17 protein-coding genes and 1 tRNA gene are annotated in these 23,469 nt (G+C 46.5%); 10 read left to right on the forward strand and 8 right to left on the reverse strand.

Annotation, left to right across the window (positions count from 1 at the left end):
• Positions 1-150 precede the first annotated feature (150 nt).
• The 4 genes from KDM90_RS06105 (at position 151) to gluQRS (ending at position 3,493) form a co-directional block, all read left to right on the forward strand.
• Positions 151-1,038, forward strand: coding sequence for a sulfurtransferase (locus KDM90_RS06105; RefSeq protein ID WP_212674712.1), 888 nt, complete (start codon positions 151-153; stop codon positions 1,036-1,038).
• A gap of 199 nt (positions 1,039-1,237) precedes the next feature.
• Positions 1,238-1,669, forward strand: a complete 432-nt coding sequence (locus KDM90_RS06110) for a hypothetical protein (RefSeq protein WP_212674713.1) — start codon at positions 1,238-1,240, stop codon at positions 1,667-1,669.
• Positions 1,669-2,457, forward strand: a complete 789-nt coding sequence (locus KDM90_RS06115; protein ID WP_212674714.1) for a DUF2145 domain-containing protein — start codon at positions 1,669-1,671, stop codon at positions 2,455-2,457. Before KDM90_RS06110 ends, KDM90_RS06115 begins: the two co-directional genes overlap by 1 nt.
• 130 nt (positions 2,458-2,587) lie before the next feature.
• Positions 2,588-3,493 carry a tRNA glutamyl-Q(34) synthetase GluQRS gene (gene gluQRS / locus KDM90_RS06120; protein WP_212674715.1) on the forward strand — a complete coding sequence of 302 codons (906 nt, stop codon included), beginning with the start codon at positions 2,588-2,590 and terminating at the stop codon, positions 3,491-3,493.
• Between the two features lie 68 nt (positions 3,494-3,561).
• Here gluQRS and KDM90_RS06125 read toward each other — a convergent pair whose 3' ends face one another.
• From KDM90_RS06125 to KDM90_RS06140, 4 genes are all read right to left on the reverse strand, one after another.
• Positions 3,562-5,022 carry a DEAD/DEAH box helicase gene (locus KDM90_RS06125; RefSeq protein WP_212675023.1) on the reverse strand — a complete coding sequence of 487 codons (1,461 nt, stop codon included), beginning with the start codon at positions 5,020-5,022 and terminating at the stop codon, positions 3,562-3,564.
• 407 nt (positions 5,023-5,429) lie between these two features.
• Positions 5,430-6,590, reverse strand: a complete 1,161-nt coding sequence (gene menC, locus KDM90_RS06130; RefSeq protein ID WP_212674716.1) for an o-succinylbenzoate synthase — start codon at positions 6,588-6,590, stop codon at positions 5,430-5,432.
• Positions 6,591-6,600: 10 nt separating this feature from the next.
• A complete protein-coding gene (locus tag KDM90_RS06135) occupies positions 6,601-8,019 on the reverse strand; it encodes a transporter permease (RefSeq protein ID WP_212674717.1) in 1,419 nt (472 codons plus the stop codon).
• Between the two features lie 93 nt (positions 8,020-8,112).
• Positions 8,113-10,869 (reverse strand): TonB-dependent receptor, encoded by a 2,757-nt coding sequence (locus KDM90_RS06140; RefSeq protein ID WP_212674718.1) that lies wholly within the window; start codon positions 10,867-10,869, stop codon positions 8,113-8,115.
• A 295-nt stretch (positions 10,870-11,164) separates the two neighbouring features.
• Here KDM90_RS06140 and KDM90_RS06145 point away from each other — a divergent pair, with 295 nt between their 5' ends.
• The 5 genes from KDM90_RS06145 to KDM90_RS06165 all read left to right on the forward strand — a co-directional run bounded on the left by KDM90_RS06145 (position 11,165) and on the right by KDM90_RS06165 (position 17,058).
• On the forward strand, positions 11,165-12,496 hold the full coding sequence (locus KDM90_RS06145; protein ID WP_212674719.1) for a cyanophycinase: 1,332 nt from the start codon (positions 11,165-11,167) through the stop codon (positions 12,494-12,496).
• 5 nt (positions 12,497-12,501) lie between these two features.
• Positions 12,502-13,833: a M20 metallopeptidase family protein gene (locus KDM90_RS06150; RefSeq protein ID WP_212674720.1), complete on the forward strand. Its 1,332-nt coding sequence runs from the start codon at positions 12,502-12,504 to the stop codon at positions 13,831-13,833.
• Positions 13,834-13,841: 8 nt separating this feature from the next.
• A complete protein-coding gene (locus tag KDM90_RS06155; RefSeq protein ID WP_212674721.1) occupies positions 13,842-14,960 on the forward strand; it encodes a succinylglutamate desuccinylase/aspartoacylase family protein in 1,119 nt (372 codons plus the stop codon).
• Positions 14,961-15,022: 62 nt separating this feature from the next.
• On the forward strand, positions 15,023-16,033 hold the full coding sequence (locus tag KDM90_RS06160; RefSeq protein ID WP_212674722.1) for a GlxA family transcriptional regulator: 1,011 nt from the start codon (positions 15,023-15,025) through the stop codon (positions 16,031-16,033).
• A complete protein-coding gene (locus tag KDM90_RS06165) occupies positions 16,030-17,058 on the forward strand; it encodes an arginine N-succinyltransferase (protein WP_212674723.1) in 1,029 nt (342 codons plus the stop codon). Before KDM90_RS06160 ends, KDM90_RS06165 begins: the two co-directional genes overlap by 4 nt.
• 210 nt (positions 17,059-17,268) lie before the next feature.
• Here the strand turns inward: KDM90_RS06165 and KDM90_RS06170 are convergent.
• Together KDM90_RS06170 and rpoD are read right to left on the reverse strand one after the other, a co-directional pair.
• A tRNA-Ile gene (locus KDM90_RS06170) sits at positions 17,269-17,346 on the reverse strand.
• Between the two features lie 226 nt (positions 17,347-17,572).
• Positions 17,573-19,795 carry an RNA polymerase sigma factor RpoD gene (gene rpoD, locus KDM90_RS06175; RefSeq protein ID WP_212675024.1) on the reverse strand — a complete coding sequence of 741 codons (2,223 nt, stop codon included), beginning with the start codon at positions 19,793-19,795 and terminating at the stop codon, positions 17,573-17,575.
• Between the two features lie 619 nt (positions 19,796-20,414).
• On the opposite strand from rpoD, the gene KDM90_RS06180 reads away from it, so the two are divergent.
• On the forward strand, positions 20,415-20,741 hold the full coding sequence (locus KDM90_RS06180) for a hypothetical protein (RefSeq protein ID WP_212674724.1): 327 nt from the start codon (positions 20,415-20,417) through the stop codon (positions 20,739-20,741).
• A 354-nt stretch (positions 20,742-21,095) separates the two neighbouring features.
• Here KDM90_RS06180 and dnaG read toward each other — a convergent pair whose 3' ends face one another.
• Positions 21,096-22,895, reverse strand: coding sequence for a DNA primase (dnaG, locus tag KDM90_RS06185; protein WP_212674725.1), 1,800 nt, complete (start codon positions 22,893-22,895; stop codon positions 21,096-21,098).
• Positions 22,896-22,976: 81 nt separating this feature from the next.
• Complete coding sequence (locus KDM90_RS06190) at positions 22,977-23,423, reverse strand: GatB/YqeY domain-containing protein (protein ID WP_212674726.1); 447 nt, start codon at positions 23,421-23,423, stop codon at positions 22,977-22,979.
• Positions 23,424-23,469 lie beyond the last annotated feature (46 nt).

A 23,469-nucleotide genomic window follows, 5' to 3' on the forward strand; every position in this document is an offset into this window, starting at 1 on the left:
CTCGTCCACCTCGCGTCAACAGCAAGTCAGTACGCCTTGTTCATTCCAAAGTGTTTTTGTTCATGTTCACTTCATGATGAGTTCTGCTGATTCTATCCATTCAGAATATAATGCTGCCAACTCAAAAGTTTAATTTTCAAGAATTCCACCATGCACTCTGCGACCAATCCCTACGTCAATATTTCCGCCTACAAATTCATCACTTTCAATAATACAGAGGAGAGACGTCCCGAATTCATTGCCAAATGCCAAGAATTAAACTTAAAGGGAACAATCTTACTTACACCCGAGGGTATCAACATGTTTCTTGCTGGCTTACGGCACGAAATTGACGCCTACATGAATTGGCTACACAGTGACCCACGATTCGCCGATATCATCGCGAAGGAGAGCTACTCTGATCGTCAGCCCTTTACCAAATTGCTAGTCAAGATCAAGCCTGAAATCATTACCATGCGTATGCCTCTGATTAAGCCAGAAGAGGGACGTGCACCTTCAGTCGAAGCCAAAACCCTTAAACGATGGCTAGATCAAGGACATGATGACAATGGGAAACCCGTAGTGATGGTAGACACGCGGAATGATTTTGAGGTCGATGTCGGTAGTTTTGACAATACAATCGACTATCGAATTACAAAATTTACTGAGTTCCCAGCAGTCATCGAAGCGAACCGCGATGCGCTGAATGACAAGACTGTGGTCACGTTCTGCACTGGCGGTATTCGCTGCGAAAAAGCAGCCATACACATGCAAAATGTCGGTTTTAATAGCGTCTATCAACTCGAGGGCGGGATTCTAAAATACTTTGAAGAAGTCGGAGGTGATCATTACCATGGCGACTGCTTTGTTTTTGATTACCGAACCGCACTGAATTCACGTTTAGAAGCAACCGATACAACGCAATGTTTCGCATGCCGTGCCGTCGTGACACCTCGAGAACAAATTTCTCCTTGGTATATTGCTGGAAAATCTTGCCCGCACTGTAAAAAACAGTCGCGTGATCAAGTTGCTCAAGGCAATCCAAACCAGCAGACTTAATCGAGACAAAATCTATTCAAAAAATCCGGCCACTTGATAAGAATTATCAAGGCAAACAAATCGAATAAAAACTAGCGTCGCAAAGTATCAAGTGACGCCACTTTTTTATTGAACATATTCATCTTATGAAATTCTCATTGATGAACTTGCCTTGATTCGCTACCTTGATCTCCCTCCGGATAACTGAATCGAGGTTGATATGCGAATATTCCAAGTCGGAATTTTAATTTGTTTGACGAATATCGGATTGACGAATGCCTGCCAAGCTGCGACAACGACCGATTGTCCATCCTGTGGACACTCCAACGCCTCGATCGCTTTATCAGAAGCAGGCGCTCAAATTGTACAAGGTAGTTTAGTTGGACTAGGTGCGTCAGGCTTGCTCGTTGTCGAATCTGTCGAAGCAACTGGTGGATGGGTACTCGTTGCCACTAAATCAGCTTCGAACGCAGCGAAGATCACCTTCAAACTCTCAGAAACAAGCCTTAAGCAAGCTGGGACAATCAGCGCTACAACATTACAATTCAGCGCAGTCAATACGGGACACTTATTAATCTCGGCTGGCAAAGTGATTGCTTTTATACCGAATGAACTTGGGAAAATTTTGATCCATCACGAGCGAGTACGATAATGCTTAGATCGCTCTCGCTCTTTTTTCTAGTGATCACATGCAGTCTCGAGTACTCCTATGCCGGACAAACTTGCGAGTCGAAGCCCCCCGACCCTGTCAAACTAGCGCAAAGCTTCGAGCTCGCACAAAAAGTTAAAACACAGTTGGATCTGTCTGGCGCTCAATTGGCGTTACTTGCACGAGTCGGCCAAGATCTCTCCCGATATCAACTGACTTACTCCCATTTAGGTCTGGTTCAAAAAGATGAACAAGGTCGTTGGATTGTCACACATGAACTTAATCGTTGTGGAACGGCTGAATCGGATCTATTCCATGAAGGTTTAGCGAACTTCTTCATGGATGATCCGTTTCGCTATGAAGCATTAATTCTCATCCCGCGTCCGGCATTCCAACAACGCCTATCCAGCACCTTATCCTCAGCAATAGTCCGAACTCTACATGAGGCCCATTACAATATGCTTGCTTATCCTTTCTCAGTTCGATACCAAAATTCAAATCAATGGGCGTTAGAATTACTAGCAAGTGCGTTCGCCAATGATTTATCGATTACCTCACGCGAGCAAGCACAAAATTGGCTCCAAACAGCTGGTTATCGCCCAAGCACAATCGAAATTCCAACGCTTACCCGCCTCAGTGCAAGAATGTTTCGGGCCAATATTGCATTTGACGATCATCCACTCCAGCGCAGAATCTCGGGTCGAATCGATACCGTAACAGTTGATTCAATTGAACACTTTTTAACTCGACGCGATGCACTGCTCGAACGATTCGTCATTACTTATCCGTAAAACAGCGGCACTTGTATTCCATAGGGCTGCGTTTTTTAAGCAGGTGTCGCAATCGATGTTCGCTTCTTACACACATCCATATCGTATTTCTTGATAGACTAATACATATTTATCACACTATTTTATTTGTATGTTGCCCTACCGTGGCCGCTTTGCACCTTCACCAACGGGTCCATTACATATGGGTTCACTGGTCGCCGCCATGGCAAGTTATCTGGATGCCCGAGCGCATGCAGGAATTTGGTTATTACGTATCGAAGACCTCGATTTTGAACGCAGTGTCAAAGGTGCAGATAGAGAAATTATCCAATCCCTACAACGCTGCGGTATGCAATGGGACGAAGAAATTATTTGGCAAAGTGCGAGAACAATACACTATCAGGATGCGCTCGACAAACTGAAACCATGGGTATTTCCCTGCGCTTGTTCAAGAAAAGAAATTGCCGACTCTCGAGTGAGGATGGGACTATCCAACGCGCAAATCTATCCCGGCACCTGCAGAAATGGAATACAAAATGGCGTCACAGCTAAAGCATTTCGCCTTCGAGTACCCGATGGAAAAGCATCTGAGATACATTTTCACGATCGTTTGCTTGGGTTCCAATGGCAAGATTTAAGTGCCGAAGTTGGTGATTTTGTGCTTAAACGCGCCGACGGTTTTTGGGCTTATCAACTAGGGGTTGTGGTCGATGATGCAGAGCAAAGAATTACCCACATTGTACGTGGCTCGGACTTGTTAGATTCCACTGCAAGGCAAATTTACTTGCAGTCACTATTAGGATATTCAACGCCGTTTTATTTGCACATCCCAGTCGTCAATAATGCAGATGGTGAGAAATTATCTAAGCAAACCGGTGCACTTGCTTTCGATAAAGGTAGCAAAGACTTACTGAATGATGCGCTATGTCCTGCAGCAGAATTTCTAAACTTAAGGCTATCGACAAAACCGACTTCGATTACTCAATTTTGGGAATACGCAACCGATGCGTGGAAACAAAAATTTTTCACCGATCAAGGTCAAAGCAGACCTCAATGAAACAGCAGAAATCAAAATTCTGCATCAAGAGTCGACTTTTAATATTGTCTTGTTTCGTATCGAACGTTTCAGCTTGCCTTGACTAAGCCGCCCAATAAAGCCGCTTTCTTTTGCGGTTTCACTTCTTCCACCGACAGCTTAACAGCAGGTTTTATTGTCGTTGCTTGACTATTTGCACTCGGCTCATACGGTTTTAAAAACCACGGATCAATTTTTTCCCGAGGCGGTTGATAACTACGCATAGGGCGTTCATTGCGCTCTGATCGATCGCTCGGCCTTCCTGCTCGTTCTGAGTTAGAAAATGGACGCCTTTCTGTATGTAAAGAAGTCGCGACAAATCCTGCCAACTGCAAACGGACTATCTTTTGTTTAATCAGTTTTTCAATATCCGTAAGCAAGCGCTCATCTTTATCGGTATGTAATGAGATCGCATCACCCTTTGCACCTGCTCGTCCTGTTCGACCTATCCTATGTACGTAGTCTTCAGCGTTGTACGGCAAATCAAAATTGATAACACATGGCATTTCAGAGATATCGAGTCCACGTGCCGCAACATCTGTCGCTACCAAGATTTCGACTTCACCCCGTTTAAAGGCTTCCAATGCTGCCATTCGCTCTTGCTGTGATTTATCACCATGAATCGCAGTCGCTTTAATACCTTGTTTAACTAAATGCACTGCGACGCGCGACGCCCCAATTTTCGTATTCGAAAAGACGATCACTTGCTTTAAGCCTCGCTCACGGATAATGAATGCGACCGCATCTCGTTTTTCGTCTTCCTCTACTTTATACAAAACTTGTGTGACATTTTCTGAAGTCGCATTACTGCGCGCGACTTCAATCGATACAGGATTGTTTAAAAAGCTGGCTGATAATTTCTTTATTTCCGGCGAAAAGGTTGCTGAGAACATCAGATTTTGACGTTGCTTCGGCAACAAATTAATAATTCTCTGCAAATCAGGCAAGAAGCCCATGTCCAGCATGCGATCCGCTTCGTCCATAATGAGAATTTGTGTCTGTGACAAATTCACTGATTTTTGCGCCACGTGATCCAATAATCGACCTGGGGTCGCGATCACGATTTCCACCCCATTTCGTAAGATCGCGGTTTGTGGCGCCATATCAACTCCGCCAAAAACGACGGCCGCACGCAAGGCCGTATGCCGAGAATAAGCTTTTACATTTTCTGCAACTTGATCAGCCAACTCCCGCGTCGGTGTCAAAATTAAGGCTCTTACTGGATGACGTGCTGGCGATGCACTCGTATTCGCGTGTGCCATCAATAATTGAATAATCGGTAAAGAAAAACCCGCTGTTTTACCTGTACCAGTTTGTGCTGCGCCCATGACATCGCGACCTTGCAATACCACAGGAATTGCTTGCGCTTGAATCGGTGTGGGATGGACATAGCCTTGCTCGTTCAGCGCACGCAAAATTTCAGGTGCTAAACCAAAGGAGTCAAAACGAAGTGTGTCCGCAGCCAATTCAGCTACTGTTTCAGGCGCAGTCTTTAAGGGGGTGTCGGTCATGATTTGCATAGTGTGCCTTCCGTGAATCCAACACGGCATCACGTGCATCGGTGATGTTGCGTCAGCAAAAAGTCAAGGCGTGGAAGAAATTCAAATAGGCATGCATTATAACACCATGCATGCTGAGAACCATTTTTGATCCTCGCTCAAGATGGAATTTTGCCTAATAAACAGGCAAATCAACACTTACATGTATCAATAAAATAGGCGTGTTACTGAGATCAATTCAGCATTTGACCCACTGGCACTTGCGTTTTCACCCTGTCACATCACGCTGACCAACACAGTAACATTGCTATCTTAACAAATAAATTGGCTTACCTATGTCTCTCCAAAAATTAGTAATAGAGTAAGATTTGGAAAGTGGAGAAGAGGTTTCTTTCTAGCCTGCCACTTTCCAAGAAATCTTAAAAAATTAATTCACGTGCCACACAAAAACGCTGAACCTTCTCTTCCAAAACGGTGACGCCTATCCCTGCACCATCGGGAATTTCGATAAATCCATCATCACACAGAATAACCGCCGGCTCGACGATGTCTTCGCTGAAGTAGCGTGATGTTTCCGATGTATCGCCAGGCAAAGTGAAGCCTACTGCGGTCTGCAAATGCAAATTGAAGGCTCGACCAATTCCAGTCTCATCCATGCCTCCAGACCAAACATCAACTCCAGCATGTTGGCATAAGGCTGCGATGCGCAATGATTCGATCATCCCACCCACTCTACCCTGTTTAATATTAATCACACGAGCTGCGCTCAAGGCTAAAGCAGAACGGGCATCATCAAGATCATGAATCGACTCATCAAGGCACAATGGCGTCAACAGTTGTCTTTGCAACGCGGCATGTTGAACGATATCGCTGTACGACAAAGGCTGTTCTATCATGGTCAGATTGTATGCATCAAGTTTACGCAAATGCGCCGCATGCTCAAGCCGGTAATCGCCATTAGCGTCGGCCATCAAAGTCAAATTTGGATAAGCTTGGCGGACGGCGCTGACCCATTCAACATCCTTTCCCTGCATAATCTTCAGCTTGACGCGATGGTATGGGCGTTGCATCGCTTCCGCGACGGACTCAAGCAATGCCGGAATCGACTCTTGTATACCTAGACTAATCCCTGACTGAATTCTCCGCGCACGCAATCCAAGTAAATCGTGTAAAGGACGACCTTGCTGCTTGGCGATCAAGTCAAGCAATGCATTTTCTACCATTGCCTTTGCCATTCCATGGCCCCGCACTCTGCTCCAAGCTTGAAGTAAGGTCCCCAAGCTTTGCCCTGGGGTTAGCAAGGGCAACAGAAATTTTTTAAAAATGTGTCGCACGGTTTCGGTTGTCTCGCTCGCATAAAATGGATCAGGATCGGCGACACACTCTCCCCAAGCCACGACACCATTCGATTCAAGTCGTAACAAGAGTGCTTCTTTGTCGGCCCAGGTGTGGACGCTAGTAGCAAAAGGCTTCACAAAAGGTAAACGTACCGTGATCAGTTCAATCCGCTCCAACACGGGGACTTGCGCCGCAACTGCTGGCGAATCCGGCACTGAACAATGCAAAAAATCTTGATTCATTTGAACCTCCTCAGGTATAGCCTATCATCACTGCGATCGCCACCATCGCCATAGACATCAACAGAATCAGCAATTGAAAACGCCAAATAATACCAAACCAGCGTGTCCAAGGAACGCCTGCAACACCGAGACTTGCCATCAATATGGCACCCGTTGGTACACTCATATTTGCCATTGCGTTTCCCAACTGATAAGCCAAAACCGCGGTCTGGCGTGTCACACCGACCAAATCAGATAAGCCAGACATCAAGGGCATGTTGATCGCGGCTTGGGCGCTACCCGAGTGGATAACAAAAGTGAACGCGGTTTGTACTGCCAGCATCCCTTGGGCCGCCCATAACGGCGGCCAAGTTTCCAACATACTGCCCATGCTATGCAAAAAGGTATTGAGCACCGAAGGGACGTGAGGATTCGCACCGCCCAATAAATATTCGATACCTTTTGCCAATGAAATGACCATCACGGCAGACACTAATTGCTGCGCACCGCCAACAAAGGCTTCCGCAGCTGCATCGGCGGTAAGACGTTTCGCCAAAATCGCCACAATCGCAGAAAAAAAACAAAGCGTCACAAACTGAGTTGCAATTTCCGGAATGAAGTAGCCTGCTGCGACAACTCCCCACACTATCCAAATGATGGTGCCAACGATTCCACCGAGTATCAAGCGATCCGCAAATGCAAGCGGAGATGTCTCGATCGGTACCACGATTTGTCCATCAATACTGGCTTCTGCTTGTTTGCGATGGCGCTGTGCATACCACAAAGTAAATGCAATCCCCGCACTTACAAAAACTAAAAACATCGCGATACGTAAAGGTGCGCCAGACAAGAGTGGTACGTTCGCAATACCTTGCGCCAACGCCACACCAAACGGATTCATCCAAGATGTGCCAAATCCAATTTGGCTCGCAACGTAGGTAATCATCACACCAACTTCAGGTGGGTATCCAAGCCGTAAAATCAGTGGCAATAACAAAGCTAGAAAAGCAATCGTTTCCTCCCCCATTCCGAATACGGCGCCACCGGCAGCAAAAGCAGCAAATAAGGTCCCCAGTAGCAAACGTGGATGATTTCCTGTGATCACCATTAAACGTAGCAAGCCACGATCAACAGCTCCGGTCGCATTGATCACGCCAAATGCACCACCGACTAACAGAATAAATGCAATTACTCCAATCGCAGAGCCGCTTCTACTACCTGAGGTCATACCTTCAAAAGGCGCATTTAAAAAACCAATCTCTTTACCACTAGCAAACATGGAAATACTGATATTGTGTTCCGCAACTCGAAAAGACTGAAGCGAAATTGGCAAACCCTTTTCAAAGTATCCAGCGGATACCCATGGCACCACTATGGCAATCAACAAGGCTGCAAAGAGCAAGATGATTAGGGTATTCGGAACTTTAAATCTGCTACGCTGATCACTCATCGGGACCGGTCCTATGTTTAGTTATGATCATTTCCTCGTATAAAAAAACCCCACCTAGGTGGGGCGCTGAGGGGCTTTGGGGGGCGATTCAGCTTAATTGAATTTATACTGCAAATTCACAAAGATAGAGCGTCCACGTGGATCACCGTAGGTTGGATCCCAAGTCACTTCGAAATAGCGAGATTGATTTGTAAATGGTGGTGCTTTATCCAAAATATTGATGACACCTGCGCGCAACTTCAAGTTTTTAGTGAACGCATAACTGCCTGTCAAATCCCAAAGAGAATAGGCTTCAACATCACGATCATTCCAACCTGGGTCGGCTAAGCCTGGAATATTTTGATCACGATAACCGGCAAAATAGGTGTTCCCTAAGGTCAAGTTGAGTGGACCATGCGCCCAATCAAGATTGAGCTTATGACGCCATCTTTGTACGGCTTTGTCATCACGAAACACACCTAAACCATTTGTCAGTGGTGAATTTGGATCGGATTGGAATTTATACTCAGTCAAATACGTTGCGCCAATATTTGCACTAAAGCGCCCAATCGAAGTCGCATCACCGCGCCAATTCAGCGCCAGATCAAACCCAGAAGTATTTAGCTTGCCACGATTTTCTTTTTTAAACTGCAAATAAGAAACGAAGCCGTCAGAATCGCGCACGACAATATTTGGATTATTGTAATAAACCGGATTATCAAAAACAGTTTGCTCGCCAATTTCCGAAATAATATCCGTCTTACGAATCATCCAGTAATCAATACTTCCATTCCAATTTTGATTGGGTTCTAGCACCAAACCGAGTGAGAATTGCTTCGACTTTTCTGGTTTCAATAATGGATTAGCATAGCGATCCAAATCAAACTGTGCGATTTCACCGGAGACTGGATCTTTCACAAAGCTAGCGATTGTTCCCGATCGTACTGGCAAAAACATTTCAGAAATCGATGGTGCTCTGAAACCAGTACCAAATGAGGCACGTCCCAACATGGCTTTACTGGGTCGATAACTCAACGCAAACTTAGGATTCGTGGTGTCTAGATTTTGCGTGGTGACGCCCGATAGAGGATCCTTCACACCTTTATAATGGTCATAACGTACAGCGAATTGTCCTTCCCATTCTTTTGTGAACGGCGCATTGACCTCTGCATAAAAACCTGCAATATCACGTGAGTTCGACGAATCAGCAAGTAACTCATCAGAACTAGAACGATCACCCTGAACATCGTTTGTCTTTAGCGCTGGTGTTGAAGAAAACTCGGTTTTTTCACGGCGCATCTCTGCACCAAGCGCCAACATCACATCCCCACCTGCCATAGACATCAACGAACGTGTCAACTTGCCGTCGAAACTGTCACTGGTTCCTTTCGCAATACGGGCTGCTCCAGAAATTTTGATCGAGTTCATGAATTTCTTGCCGGAGTCATCCGTCGGCGCAACGAAGGGGTTATAGAGGCCCTTCGCAATACCATCGAGTAGTTTTGAGCGAGAAACCCATCCGTCGATATCCAAATCGGTCGCTTCATTAACGCTATGGTTATATGCCGTATCATATTCCCAACTTCCCAAGCGTCCGTTTGCACCCAATACAAGACGCGAGCTTTCGCTCGTGACTTCTGTAGTGCGGCGACCGGCGTCGGTTAAACGAAAGCGGAAATTGACTGGCGTTGTAATACCTGTTTTTGTCTGCAAATCCTTCGGCAAGTAAATTCCCGTGGTCGTTCCATTAATACTTCCAGAAGTAGCAGGTGATGCGGCATATGCAGTGACGGCTTTCGACTGTAAAGCCTCAAAGAAAACTTGGTGTTCATCAGAAACTAAGAATGTCGCCCGCCCGATGAAACTTTGCTTCTCAGACTTTGGATAGACCTCCGAATCGCCCATATAGTTGAATGAACATCCTTCTGTTCCGCCTGGTCCTAAAGGCCGAACGACATTTGGGCTACCATTCACGCATGACGCTTTACCTAGGCTCACACGGCGACCTGGTGAAGGTAACCATGTTCCACCTGGCCCCGATCCAAATAAATACGAAGAACTATTTAATGTGGCTAGTTGAGCTGAAGTCAAATCCACATTCGCGGGAAAGGATGTGCTCGACAATTGCGGCGATAAACGGTCTGGCAAACTATATTCCTGCATAAATTTGCGTTCCGAGCTGGCTAATCGTTCCATCCTTTGTACATCCAGCGCGCCGAACACATTGAATCGATCTTTGCCCAAATCACCAAAGCCGCCTGAAATCGATGCTGTCTTCTTACCACCGCCGCCTTCGCTGGTTTTTAATGCATAGACGTTGATATCGCCACCTTGATAATCTTTACGGGTAATGAAGTTAATCACACCACCCATTGCATCAGTACCATAAATTGCCGATGCGCCGTCCTTCAAGACTTCGACTCGTTGAATCGCACCAGCAGGAATGCTGTTTAGGTCGACGCCTGAGTTATCACCAGGACTCGCAAAGTTTGCGAGCCGACGACCGTTCAGGAGAACTAAGGTACTAGACACACCGAGTCCACGCAGATTGGCGCCGTTAAAACCACGTTGCCCCCCCATCACATCACTAACACTTACACCATCTGTCAAGCCACCAACATTCGATGAAATTTTTTGCAATAATTCTGCCGCAGTTGTGACACCAGTTTTGTCGATATCTTCACGTTTAATGATTTCCACAGCCAACGCAGTTTCACCTTCAATACGTTTAATGCTGGAGCCTGTGACTTCGACACGCTGCAAAGTTTGCGCAGTGACATTCAAACTCAGGGCACTCAGTGCAAACAACACTGCATGAGTGCAACGGGAGCGGCGGAACACGATCGCCTTGGGCTTGCTAGCTTGTTTCATGCGATAAATCCTTATAAAAGTTGGATCAAATTGAAATTAGCGGCATTCATTCTTAGTGTGAATGCTGGTATTACAGTATGTATTCAAATCACTGCACCTTCTTGTTGGCGCTCCTGCATTAAATGGAACGCTTTGAGTGTATGCAGTGTTTGTTCAATTGGGCCGTCTGATCCGACTTGGCGTCGCGCCCTGTGAAACCCGTGTCGCATCCATGCAATGTTATTTTGCTTACTTTGTTGCAAACTTCCGACAGAGCGACATGCATTTACCAATGTGCGCAAAGTGACGAGGAAGAATGTCAGAAGAAACCAGATTGGTGGCACCATCCACTTCAACAAGTTCTCATGGAAAGGCAAGCATTTTGAAATCTCTTATCTTTTTTACGCTGCTCGCGACAGCAATGACGAGCATCAACGCGCATGCCGAAAAATCCTCAAACAAAACAGTATTCCAACCCATCGCGGGCATTGTCATACCCATGGGTGGTGCTGTGAGAGGGGATAACGATGAGGTGCGTCAACGCGTTGTTGATCTCGCTGGCGGTAAAGGCGCAAAATTTGTCGTGATCCCCACTTCCTCAGGTAATCCCGTTGCATCAGGAGAAAATGCCGCACACGAACTCCGACGTCGTGGCGCACAAGTTGAAATATTAAAGATTGCTCCGCAGTGGCCCGGGGAGAATCTAGAGTCCGCGAAGCGTGCGGCCGCTGATCCGGAAAATGTTGCGAAAATCCAAGCTGCCAATGGCGTGTATTTTACTGGGGGTGCGCAAGAACGCTATGCTGATGTACTCAACCCCAAAGGCGTTGCCTCACCTGTTCTGCAAGCTGTAAGAGAGTTACAAGCACGTGGTGGGGTAATTGCTGGCACAAGCGCTGGTGCTGCAATCATGAGTCATGTCATGTTTCGTGACGCACTCAATCCGCTTTTGGTAATGAAAGGTCTGCTCAGAGAAGGCAAAGAAATCGAACGAGGACTGGGTTTCGCTGGAGAGGAAATTTTTATCGATCAGCACTTTCTGAAACGGGGCAGAATCGGCCGTCTACTCTCTGCGATGCTCGCCAAAGGTTATAAAATTGGATTGGGTATCGACGAAAATACTGCGGCCGTAATTCGAGGTGCCGATGTTGAAATCGTCGGCGCGACTGGCGCGCTCTTGATCGATCTACGTAATGCAACAATACACGCTGGACCGGTCAACGTCAGCAATATTCGTATTTCTTATTTAGACAATGGCGACCATTATGATTTGGAAAAAGGACAGGCACGTGTATTTCAAGAGAAACTCGGCAAAGGTGAGCTTAAGTTTAGACAACCTGACTTTATTCCGGAATTAGAAAACCCACGTCGTGATTTCCCCGATATTTTAGGTGAAAATGCAATTCAACGAGCCTTATCACAATTGGTCGATGGAAATCGTGAGTATGTCACCGGTTTCGCCTTCAGCGTTCTCACTGCCAAAGACGATCCCGCACCAAATCTAGGGTTTGAATTCGTATTGCGTCGAGACGAACACACTCGAGCCTGGGAAAGCACGGGAATCGATGGGAAAGACTATTCTGTGTTTGATGCAAGACTTGACGTCCGCCCAATCCGGATGACCGTCCCACTCTTTAAGCCTTGGTAATGATTATGCGAAACATTTTCGATCGAGGACTACTCATTTTCTGCGTTGGCGTTTGCACATTCAGCGCAGAAGTACCTGCCCAACAGGCGTCATTTGACCATGCAAAGCTAGATGCATCGGCCGCACAAACTTTGCCTGATGTCGTGAAGTGGCGGCGCGATTTACATGCCCATCCAGAATTGGCTTTTCAAGAACAACGTACCTCAGATTTCGTGGCAAGAGAATTACGTGGCATGGGATATGAAGTTCAGCGCGGGATTGCGGGAACCGGTGTTGTGGGAATTCTTAACAGTGGACGACCCGGTCCAGTCGTTGCCTTGCGTGCAGATATGGACGGCTTACCAGTGCTTGAACAAACTGGGCTTTCCTTCGCATCCAAACAACGTATCAAACAACAGGCCAAAAATGGACAGATCGATCTTCCTCTAATGCATGCCTGTGGTCATGATATGCATGTAGCGATGTTACTCGGTGCAGCGAGGGTTCTCGCTGAGGTGCGAGGACAACTTTCAGGATCGGTGAAATTGGTGTTTCAGCCAGCCGAGGAAGGTGTCGCAAACGAGCCAAATGGCGCAGAAAGAATGGTGAAGGCGGGTGTGCTTGAGAATCCGAAAGTTGATGCGATGTTTGGTTTACACGTGGGGATCACACCGCAAGCGACAGGAACAATTTCGCTCAAATCAAGAGGGCTGATGGCGTCAAGCGATACTTTTGATATTTTGGTTAAAGGACGTCAAACCCACGGAGCCTTGCCATGGAATGGTGTCGACCCTATTGTAATCGCAGCGCAAATCGTTTCGGGCTTACAAACAATCGTCAGCAGGCAAACGAACTTAAGTTTAGCGCCAGCCGTGATAACCGTTGGCACAATACAAGGTGGACAGCGAGCAAACATTATTCCAAGTGAAGTGCATATGAGCGGCACCATTCGCAGTTTTGAACCTAATATGCGCAAACAAATTCTCACACAAGTGCAACGTACAGCCGAGCATCTGGCTTCCGCTTCCGGCGCTATTGCTGAGATCCAATTTGATGCGGGTTATCCGGTTACTTGGAATGATCCTGCGCTTACTGAGAAAATGTTACCTAGCTTGCGACGTGTAGTAGGAAGTGCCTTACTCACTGATATTCCAGTAACGACAACGTCAGAAGACTTCTCCTATTTCGGGCAGCAAGTCCCCAGTCTACTTTTTTTTCTGGGTGTCAAACCACCAGCCACTGCAGACGCAGACTGGGCGCCAAACCACTCGCCTCAATTCAACCCTGATGAAGACGCCCTCCTTACTGGCGTCCGCGCACTTGCTAGCCTCGCAGTCGATTTTTTGACTCGAAACTGAAAGATCCCATGGAACAGACCACAATTACGCTCCCTTCTCCTTCGATCGGTACAACACGCTTTTTACCATTCATTCGGTTTGGCAAACCGGGAACAGGGCCCAAGGCATATATTCAAGCATCGTTACATGCAGACGAGCTCCCCGGCATGCTTGTTGCACATCATCTGCGAGAGCAACTTGCACACATTGAACAGCAAGGGCTTTTACTCGGCGAGGTGATTTTGGTACCCGCAGCCAATCCGATCGGCCTTGCACAAACCTTGCTAGGCAGTAGTCAAGGACGCTTTGATCTCCGTACTGGACAAAATTTTAATCGACTCTTTCATAATCTTTCAGAGATGGTTTTCTCAAGAGTGAAATCACAGCTCTGCGCTGACCCACTGATCAATCAGACACGAATCCGTGCAGCAATTCGTCAATGCTTGGCGGAACAAACAGTTCATGATGAATTGTCTGCTCAACGTTTGGCCTTAATGCGCCTTGCCGCAGATGCCGACGTCGTTATCGATCTCCATTGCGACTGTGAATCAGTTTTACACATTTACACTGGCACACCTTTATGGGAACGCGCTGCGCCGCTTGCCGGCTTACTAGATGCAAAAGTCGCATTGCTTGAGACCAACTCCGGAGATGACCCTTTCGATGAAGCCTGTTCTCGGATATGGTGGGATCTTGCGAAACTGGTCGACAATCAATTCCCCATCCCTTTAGCATGTCTCGCGGTGACAGTTGAACTTCGTGGTTTCTCGGATGTGAATCACGTCATGGCTGAAGAGGATGCGACAGCGATCCTCGATTTCCTACGTTTGCAAGGGATTATCGCAGGCCCATTATCGCGAGCCGTGCCACTTCCCTGTGATCCAACTCCGCTGGCTGGTTGCATTCCACTGACGGCGCCAACATCTGGACTTGTTGTCTATCTGCGAGAATTAGGGGAGACTGTAAAAGCTGGTGAACCACTCATAGATTTAATCGACCCAGTAAGCGGCCAAGTACGACAATTGCTAGCACCTGTGGATGGCATTTACTTTGCAAGAGAAAATCGACGCTACGTGCCACCAGGAACGCGTTTGAGCAAGGTCGCAGGAAAAGAGGCTTTGCGATATGGCTCATTACTGTCCGCGTAGACCACATCTGCGGTTTAATGTCGTTGTAGGATGTAAAATCCAGCTGTTCAATAGAAAATACTATGCCAACGCCCTTTCCTGTCTCGTTGATTTTGCTTCCCGGATTCTCGCTGTTCGCGCTCGGTGCAGTTCGCAGCGTTTTTACGGCTGCCAACGAGGTAAATGGCGAAGTTCTCTATAAAATCACGCAATATGCTGTGGAGGGTCCACAAGTTTTAGCGCAATGCGGCATCGCACTGACAGCCGTGCCTCTTGAACAACTCAATCTTCAGCAAAATGGGTTCTTAATGATCATTGGAGATGAGCGGGTTGACGAGAGTATTACTGGAATAGTAAGCAAACGCCTTCAATCCCAATTTAATCAAATCTACAATGATAGTGGCTGGATAATTGGTGCCTGCGGTGCGGGCTCACAAGTTCTCGCAGAATGTGGATTTCTAGAAGGCTACCGAGCTGCAATCCACTGGCAAATTCTGGCGGACGCCGTGAAACGCTATCCATCCACGATCTTCACGCCTAGTCTATTTGAGATCGACAGAAATCGCATTTCTGCTGGAGCAGGTGCTGCTGTTCTCGATCTCCTTTTGCATTGGCTGGGATTACGACATGGCAGCACTTTTGCGGCGGAAGTCGCCGCAATTTTGGGAGTGGACCGACTGCGTAGTAGCGACGAGCGTCAGCCGGTACCGGCATCTGCTCAGCCCGCACTCGGATCGGCACGCTTGAAGGAAGCATTAGAATTGATGGCTGCCAATTTGGCAGAACCATTACAAGCTGAAGACATTGCACAGTTAGTCGGCGTGTCCCGTAGGCAACTCGAGCGTCTGTTTCGACAGCACCTAGATACTTTTCCATCTCGATACTATCTAGAATTACGACTCAAACACGCGCGTCGCCAACTGAAACAAACAACGCAATCTATATTGCAAGTTGGTCTTGCTTGTGGCTTTACTTCCGGCCCTCATTTTTCTACAACTTACCGTAACTTTTTTGGTTACACTCCGCGCGAAGAACGCGCACGCCACACCATGCCGCAAATTCACACCAAGAACTCCGAAGAGGACATCCAATGAATCATATGGACTATCTGTTGCGCCCAGCAAATTTAGATGATCTCGACACCATCGAGCGTTTCTCGCAAGCCAGTACCTTCGGCATTCACACCCTCAAGCCTGGTCGTGCTCGCCTTGCGGAACGACTTGAGCGTTCACTCAAAGCCTTCGCTGGCAATGAACCTGTACGTGGCGATGAAATTTATCACTTTGTGCTAGAGGACTTGCGCGAAAACCGAATCGTCGGCACAAGCGGCATCGTGACTAGTGCAGGTGTCAATGGTCGCTTCTACTGCTACCGGAATGAATTTTCCGTGCATGCAAGTGATGAGCTTGGGATCAGCAATCGAGAACATACCTTACGTCTTTGCGAGGATCTTTCTGGGCATACCTTATTGAGTTCTTTTTACATCGAACCAGAATACGGTAATAGCCTTGCTCCACAATTGCTCTCACGTGGGCGGCTCATGTTTATACGAAATTTTCCTCATCTTTTCGCACAAAGAATTGGTGCAGAAAATCCCGGCCTATGTGACGAAGCTGGGAATAGCCCATTTTGGAATGCACTCGGTGGACGATTTTTGAAAATGCCATTTCCTGAAGCGGAACAACGAACGAGAGGCCGCTCCAAGAGCTTCATTGCCGAGTTGATGCCACGCTCACCAATTTATGTTTCTCTACTAGCAGAGGACGCACAATGGGCAATGGGACAACTGCATCCGGACGGCGAAGTCCCTTTCGAAATTTTAGTATCAGAGGGATTTGACGTCGATTCATTCATCGATATTTTTGATGGTGGCCCTATCGCTGAAGCGCGCGTTGCAATGCTAAATACCGTTGTTTCTGCAATTGATGTCGATTTGCGCACAGCGCCATTGATGGCGGGGGAAACGTGCTTGGTCGCAAACATGGAACGATCAGGATTCTGTGCGACACTGGCATTTGGCGAATTTATTGAAAACAATTTTTTACAAATACCGAATGACGCGATCGAACGACTTGGTCTTAGGGCTGGTTTGCGCGCTTGCGCAGTTCGTATCAAATAGCCACTCCTAAATTGAATAGGATTTCTTAGCAGATTGAATTCAGCCTGCATCGCCGTCTATCGTTTCAAACGATTTTTGAATATTGGCCATACATTGTGTGCAATCACTTTTTGAGTGCAATATCAATGGTGTCCGACCATGCGCTCACATCAAACAAAAAAAAGCTCCTACAATTTCTTGTAAGAGCTTGATTTCAAAATACATAAATTTTGGTGGGCCTCCCCGGAGTCGAACCGGGTACCAACGGATTATGAGTCCGCTGCTCTAACCAGCATGAGCTAGAGGCCCTAATTTGCTTGGCATCCACTGCCTAGCAAAAAGAGGGCTAATTGTATTACATACGACACTCTCAACACAAGGCTTCGCGTCTCGAAATGCTTGATTTGATGCGGCATTTCAGCCGAAACGCTCAAATTTTCAAAACCACATAGGGAAAATAAAAAACCGCACGATTTTTACTTCGTGCGGCTCTTTCTTTACATGGCATGATGTTTTAAGTTAGCTTCGAACTGACTTAATTTCCTTCTAAGAAGCTCTTCAATTTATCAGAGCGTGATGGGTGACGTAGCTTACGTAAAGCCTTTGCCTCTATTTGACGAATCCTCTCACGTGTCACATCAAATTGCTTACCAACTTCTTCCAAAGTGTGGTCTGTCGACATTTCGACACCAAACCGCATACGCAAAACTTTCGCTTCACGTGGAGTCAAAGAATCTAGTACGTCTTTCACTACATTCCGCATGGATGCATGCAGAGCAGCATCCGACGGAGCCAATGTGTGGTTATCCTCGATAAAGTCACCCAAGTGAGAATCATCGTCATCACCAATCGGTGTTTCCATGGAAATCGGTTCTTTCGCGATCTTCATGATTTTCCGAATCTTATCTTCTGGCATTTCCATTTTGATGGCCAGCGTCGCTGGATCTGGCTCGGCCCCGGTTTCCTGCAAAATTTGACGAGAAATACGATTCATTTTGTTGATTGTTTCAATCATATGCACGGGAATACGAATCGTACGGGCTTGATCCGCGATGGAACGCGTAATCGCTTGGCGAATCCACCAGGTTGCGTATGTTGAGAATTTATATCCACGACGATATTCAAACTTATCGACAGCCTTCATCAACCCAATATTTCCTTCTTGAATCAAATCCAAGAATTGCAAACCGCGATTCGTGTATTTTTTCGCGATAGAAATGACCAGACGCAAATTTGCCTCTGTCATTTCACGTTTTGCTTTGCGCGCCTTCATTTCACCCGCAGACATCTTCTTATTAATGCCACGTAAATCAGGTAATGGCAAAACAACACGTGCTTGCAAATCAATCAGTTTTTGTTGCAACTGTTGAACCGTCGGAACATTTCTTCCCAAGACAGCGCTGTACGAATGTCCAGCATTCACTTCACCATCGATCCAAGCCAAATTAGTTTCATTGCCAGGAAAAACTTTAATGAAATGTGAGCGTGGCATACCACACCGATTAACTACCACGTCTAAAATTTGTTTCTCAACATGACGCACTTCATCAACTTGACCACGCAAAGTATCGCAGAGCTTCTCTACCACTTTGGCGGTAAATCGAATACCAAGCAATTCATTTGATATTGCTTCTTGAGCCTTAATATAGTTCTTTGAGTTATAGCCTTCTTTTTCAAAGGCTTTACGCATTTTGTCGAAATTTTCCGAGATCGTTGCAAATTTTGCGAGTGAATCGCGTTTAAGCTGTTCCAGTTGTTCAGCAGAGATCCCAGCAGCAACAGCCGCAGTATCTTCTTCTTCCTCTTCCTCTTCGTCGTCTTCCTCTTCGTCCTCTTCGTCCTCGTCACTTTCCGCGACTACGACCGGTGCTTTTTCTTCCTCGGTCTCGGCATTCGGATCGACTAAGCCATCGACCATATCGTCAACTTTGATCTCATCGCTCGCAATACGCTCTGCTTGCGCAAGAATTTCTGCAATTGTTGTCGGACACGCAGAAATCGCTTGAATCATGTCCTTCAGACCTTCTTCAATTTTCTTCGCAATAACGATCTCACCTTCACGCGTGAGCAATTCGACTGTTCCCATCTCTCGCATATACATACGAACAGGATCTGTCGTTCGACCGAAATCAGAATCTACCGTCGACAAGGCCGCCTCAGCGGCAGCCTCGACTTCATCATCATCACTCGCAACAGTAACAACATTATCGGACAGCAGCAAAGCTTCCGCGTCAGGAGCCTGCTCATAAACGGCCACCCCCATATCGTTGAAGGTACTGATAATGCCTTCAATCGCTTCTGGATCGACTACATTCTCTGGTAAATGATCATTAATTTCTGCAAAAGTTAGGTAACCACGATCTTTACCCATCTTGATCAGAGTTTTCAAGCGCTGACGGCGGCGCTCCAATTCCTCCGCAGTTGCCTCAGGATCAGCAGAGAATGCGTCTTTCAAGAGCGCTTTTTCTTTCGCTTTGCGATCTTTTGCCTTCGCTTTATCCAAGGCTTTCATCTCTGCGCGCTCAACTGCGTTTAGCGCTGCCATTTCTTCGTTTTCTGGCTGATATTCTTTAGGCTTACGGCCACGACGACCGGGCACTTTCACGCCTGGCAATACATAACTAGACGTATCAATACTTGCCAGCAAGGCGGCATCCGTTGTCTGACTCACAGTCGGCGCAGAACCCGTCTTTATTTCTTGTACTTCTGGTGCTTTTTCAGATTTGGCAGCCCTCGTCGATTTTCTTGCTGGTTTGATTTCTTCTTTTTCAGCTAAATCTGACGTATCGGCTTTAATACTGGCGTTCGATGCTTTTGTAATCACAGAGGCTTTCTTTGTTGCGGCTGGCGGTGTATCAATTGACGTAACAGGTTTACTTGCAACTTTATCGACTTGCTTACTCAACTTTGGTTCCGCTTGAGGTTCATTTTTTGTCGCACGTGGTTTTGGCACTTCAACTTCCTTTTTACTGACCGACGATTTTAAATCTTTACTAGAAATCTTGCTCTCAGCCAATTTTACTGGCTTCTGTTCTACTTTAGGCGGTTTAACGTCTTTCGCAAGGACTTTTTTTGCAGCAACTTTTGACTGACTCGCCAAACTCGTTTCTGATTTTGATTTCAATGGCAACGGCTTCTTAGAATTCAATGGCGTTTTCGCGGTCAAGTTTGGCTTAGCTACCGATTTCTGAGGTGTTGACTTCACTTTTGCAGTGACCTTAGATGCCACATTGGGAACCGACTTTCCTATATTCTTTGGAGTGGACTTTACAGTTGACTTTACAGTTTTCGCAGCCGCTTTTGTTGGAGTTGGCTTAGCACTCACTTTCGCAAGAGCCTGCGCTCCTGACTTTGTCGGAGATTTCACTGCAGTCTTGATGGACGGCTTAGAAACACTCTTAGAGCCACTCTTCGTGCTCGGTTTAACGCTTGGCTTAGATACAGCTTTTGTTGAGACCTTAGTTGCAGTCTTCGTTGATTTTGTTCCAAGCTTAGTGGAAGGCGCCGTTATCGCCTTTGTCGAAGACTTTGCAACGACCTTGGCACTTGTTTTATCAGTCGATTTACCTACTGCCTTTGCTGGTATTTTGGGGGCCGTTTTTGTCGAACTCTTTGTCACTACGGAAGTCAGTTTTTTCGCGGGTTTCTTCATTGCACTAGCCATTGAAACAAACCATCCGAAGCGGCAGGGCAAAGTCAAATGAATCGGATTCGAACACCTCAATACGCGTCACCGCGCAGTTGGGGTCTCCACCATTCAAACTTAACTTTTCTGAGCGTCGGTGTTTTGGGTTACTCGGAGGAGCATATGCTCACCTAAACAACACATTCTTATGATGAACAGCCTTTGCCAATGTGACTGTAAAAAAAGAATGAAAACAACCTAAGACCTTGAATCGAAAGCCTTTAATTATATCACTTGCCACTCTTTTACTCAATGCAGAGGTCAAACATACCACCCAAAGAGTTTATTTTCCGTAAAGCAATTTAATTCATCATTCATTGCAATTTGAATATCTTTTATTTGAAATGATTATCCAGCTTTTGCGAAATTCAAATTAAACACTGCTGTTCGACGCTTCCTGTTCTGCTTCTCTTCGAATTGCATCTTGCAACTGCATAATTTCCCGATATCGTGCTACATCAGCGGGTTCACGAAGACCTCGTTGCGCTAATTGCTCCATTTCCATTTTTAGCACTTGAGTACGCATTTGGCGCAATGCACCAGTCAGTTCCATCCCGACAACGCCAATTTCAGACTCAGACTGCTCGGCAATTTCTGCAATTAATCCATCAAAATCAGATCCAGTTGCACGCAAATTCTCCGCCAATGCCGCAAAATTTGCCTGCTCACCCATTGGCTGCGCAATTAATACTAATTGCCTCAACATTTCCGCGCCATCAGGTGCAATTTTAGCGGCACACTCCAACATTGCAGGGGTCAGCATGACAGCCAGCGAAGGATGTGCGACTAAAATTCTCATGACTTGTCGCTCCAAACCAACAGGAGCACTTCGTCGGCTCTTAGGTGGAGCAATCTTCGCCCTTGCAACCGGTTGACTCAACTCAAATAGGCTTTCAATTTCCGCAGGCGTCGATTGCGTTATTTGTGCCAGATTTCGTACCAACTGCAAACGCAAACCCGACGGAACCATTTGCTGCAATAGTGGTTTCGCATCAAATTGCGTCTTCGCTCGCCCCTCCGCAGTACCAAGATCATTTTCCGCACTGACTTCACGAATAAAAAACTGTGACAATGGCATAGCATTCTGTACTTCTGTAGCAAAAGCGTCTGCACCGAACTCACGCACAAAACTGTCAGGATCATGCTCGACGGGTAAGAATAAAAATTTAATGACCTTATTGTCGTTCACATGCGCCAAACACGCATCCAATGCCCGTCGTGCTGCCCGTCGACCAGCGCTATCACCATCAAAACTAAACACGACATGATCCGTTTGACGTAGTAATTTTTGTACATGGGTAGAAGTGCAAGCCGTTCCCAAAGTCGCAACCGCTTGTGGAAATCCCAACTGAGCAAGCGCGACAACATCCATATAACCTTCAGTCACTAACACATATCCAGCATCACGAATAGCCTGTCGCGCTTCAAAAAGTCCGTATAACTCCATGCCTTTTTGATAAAGTGGAGTTTCTGGGGAGTTTAAGTACTTTGGTTCCCCTTGATCCAAGATACGTCCACCAAATCCAATAACTTGCCCTTTCGCATTTCTGATCGGAAACATGATCCGATCTCGAAATCGATCATAACGTTTACGATGCGCCCCCTCCTCATCACTTTTATCAATTACCATTCCGGCTTCCGCCAAGGCATGGGCAGAATAGTCTGGAAAAACTGACCTCAGACTATCCCAAGCGCCTGGAGCATATCCAAGACCAAATCGTGCCGCAATTTCACCTGTCAACCCACGTTTTTTCAGATACTGAATGGCGTGATCAGCGCCTCGCAATTGCTGTCGATAAAAGTCACAAGCCTTGCTCATCACTTCACTTAATGCCAGACTTTTTGCTGTATGCTCCGCACGCTGCGCCGGCAACATCCGATCGTCATCGGGAACGACCATGCCGTTGTTTAGAGCGAGATCTTTAACTGCATCGACAAAGCTTAGGCCAGAATATTCCATAAGGAAGCCAATTGAACTTCCGTGCGCACCACATCCAAAGCAATGATAAAACTGCTTAGTTGGACTGACGGTGAAGCTTGGTGATTTCTCATTATGAAATGGGCACAAACCCATATAGTTTGCACCACCCTTTTTTAATTGCACGTACTTCCCAACGACATCAACGATATCTACACGTGCGAGTAAATCTTGAATAAAGCTTTGTGGAATCACGCAATCAATCTCACGGAGTAAAAATGACGGCGGCTTCGGAGAAAAAATGCTCCGAAGCCGCGCTAAATATACATGTAAAACTTACTTCGACAACGCAACTTTCACCATTGCAGAAACAACAGTCATATCCGCACGCCCCGCCAATTTAGGCTTCAATACAGCCATTAACTTCCCCATATCTTGGGGCCCGCTAGCTCCAACTTCAGCAACCGCAGCGTTCACAGCATCCTGAACCTCCGCGTCACTTAATCCTGCTGGCATATATTGCGACAAAATTGCCAGCTCAGCCTTTTCGATATCTGCGAGGTCCTGCCGCCCTCCGGCCTCAAATTGCGTAATTGAATCTTTACGTTGTTTGATCATTTTTTCTATGATCGCCAAAACCATCGTGTCATTCAATTCAACTCGCTCATCGACTTCTTTTTGCTTCATTGCAGCTGTGATTAAGCGAATTGCACTCAATTTCGCCGTGTCTTTAGCTCGCATTGCAGCCTTCATATCTTCTGTGATTTGCTCTTTCAAGCCCATAATATCCTCTTAAAATTTCGATTCAAGCGTTGCATAATTTAACAAC

It is taken from the genome of Affinundibacterium fentianense (assembly GCF_018139545.1).
GTDB lineage: Bacteria > Pseudomonadota > Gammaproteobacteria > Burkholderiales > Burkholderiaceae_D > Undibacterium > Undibacterium fentianense.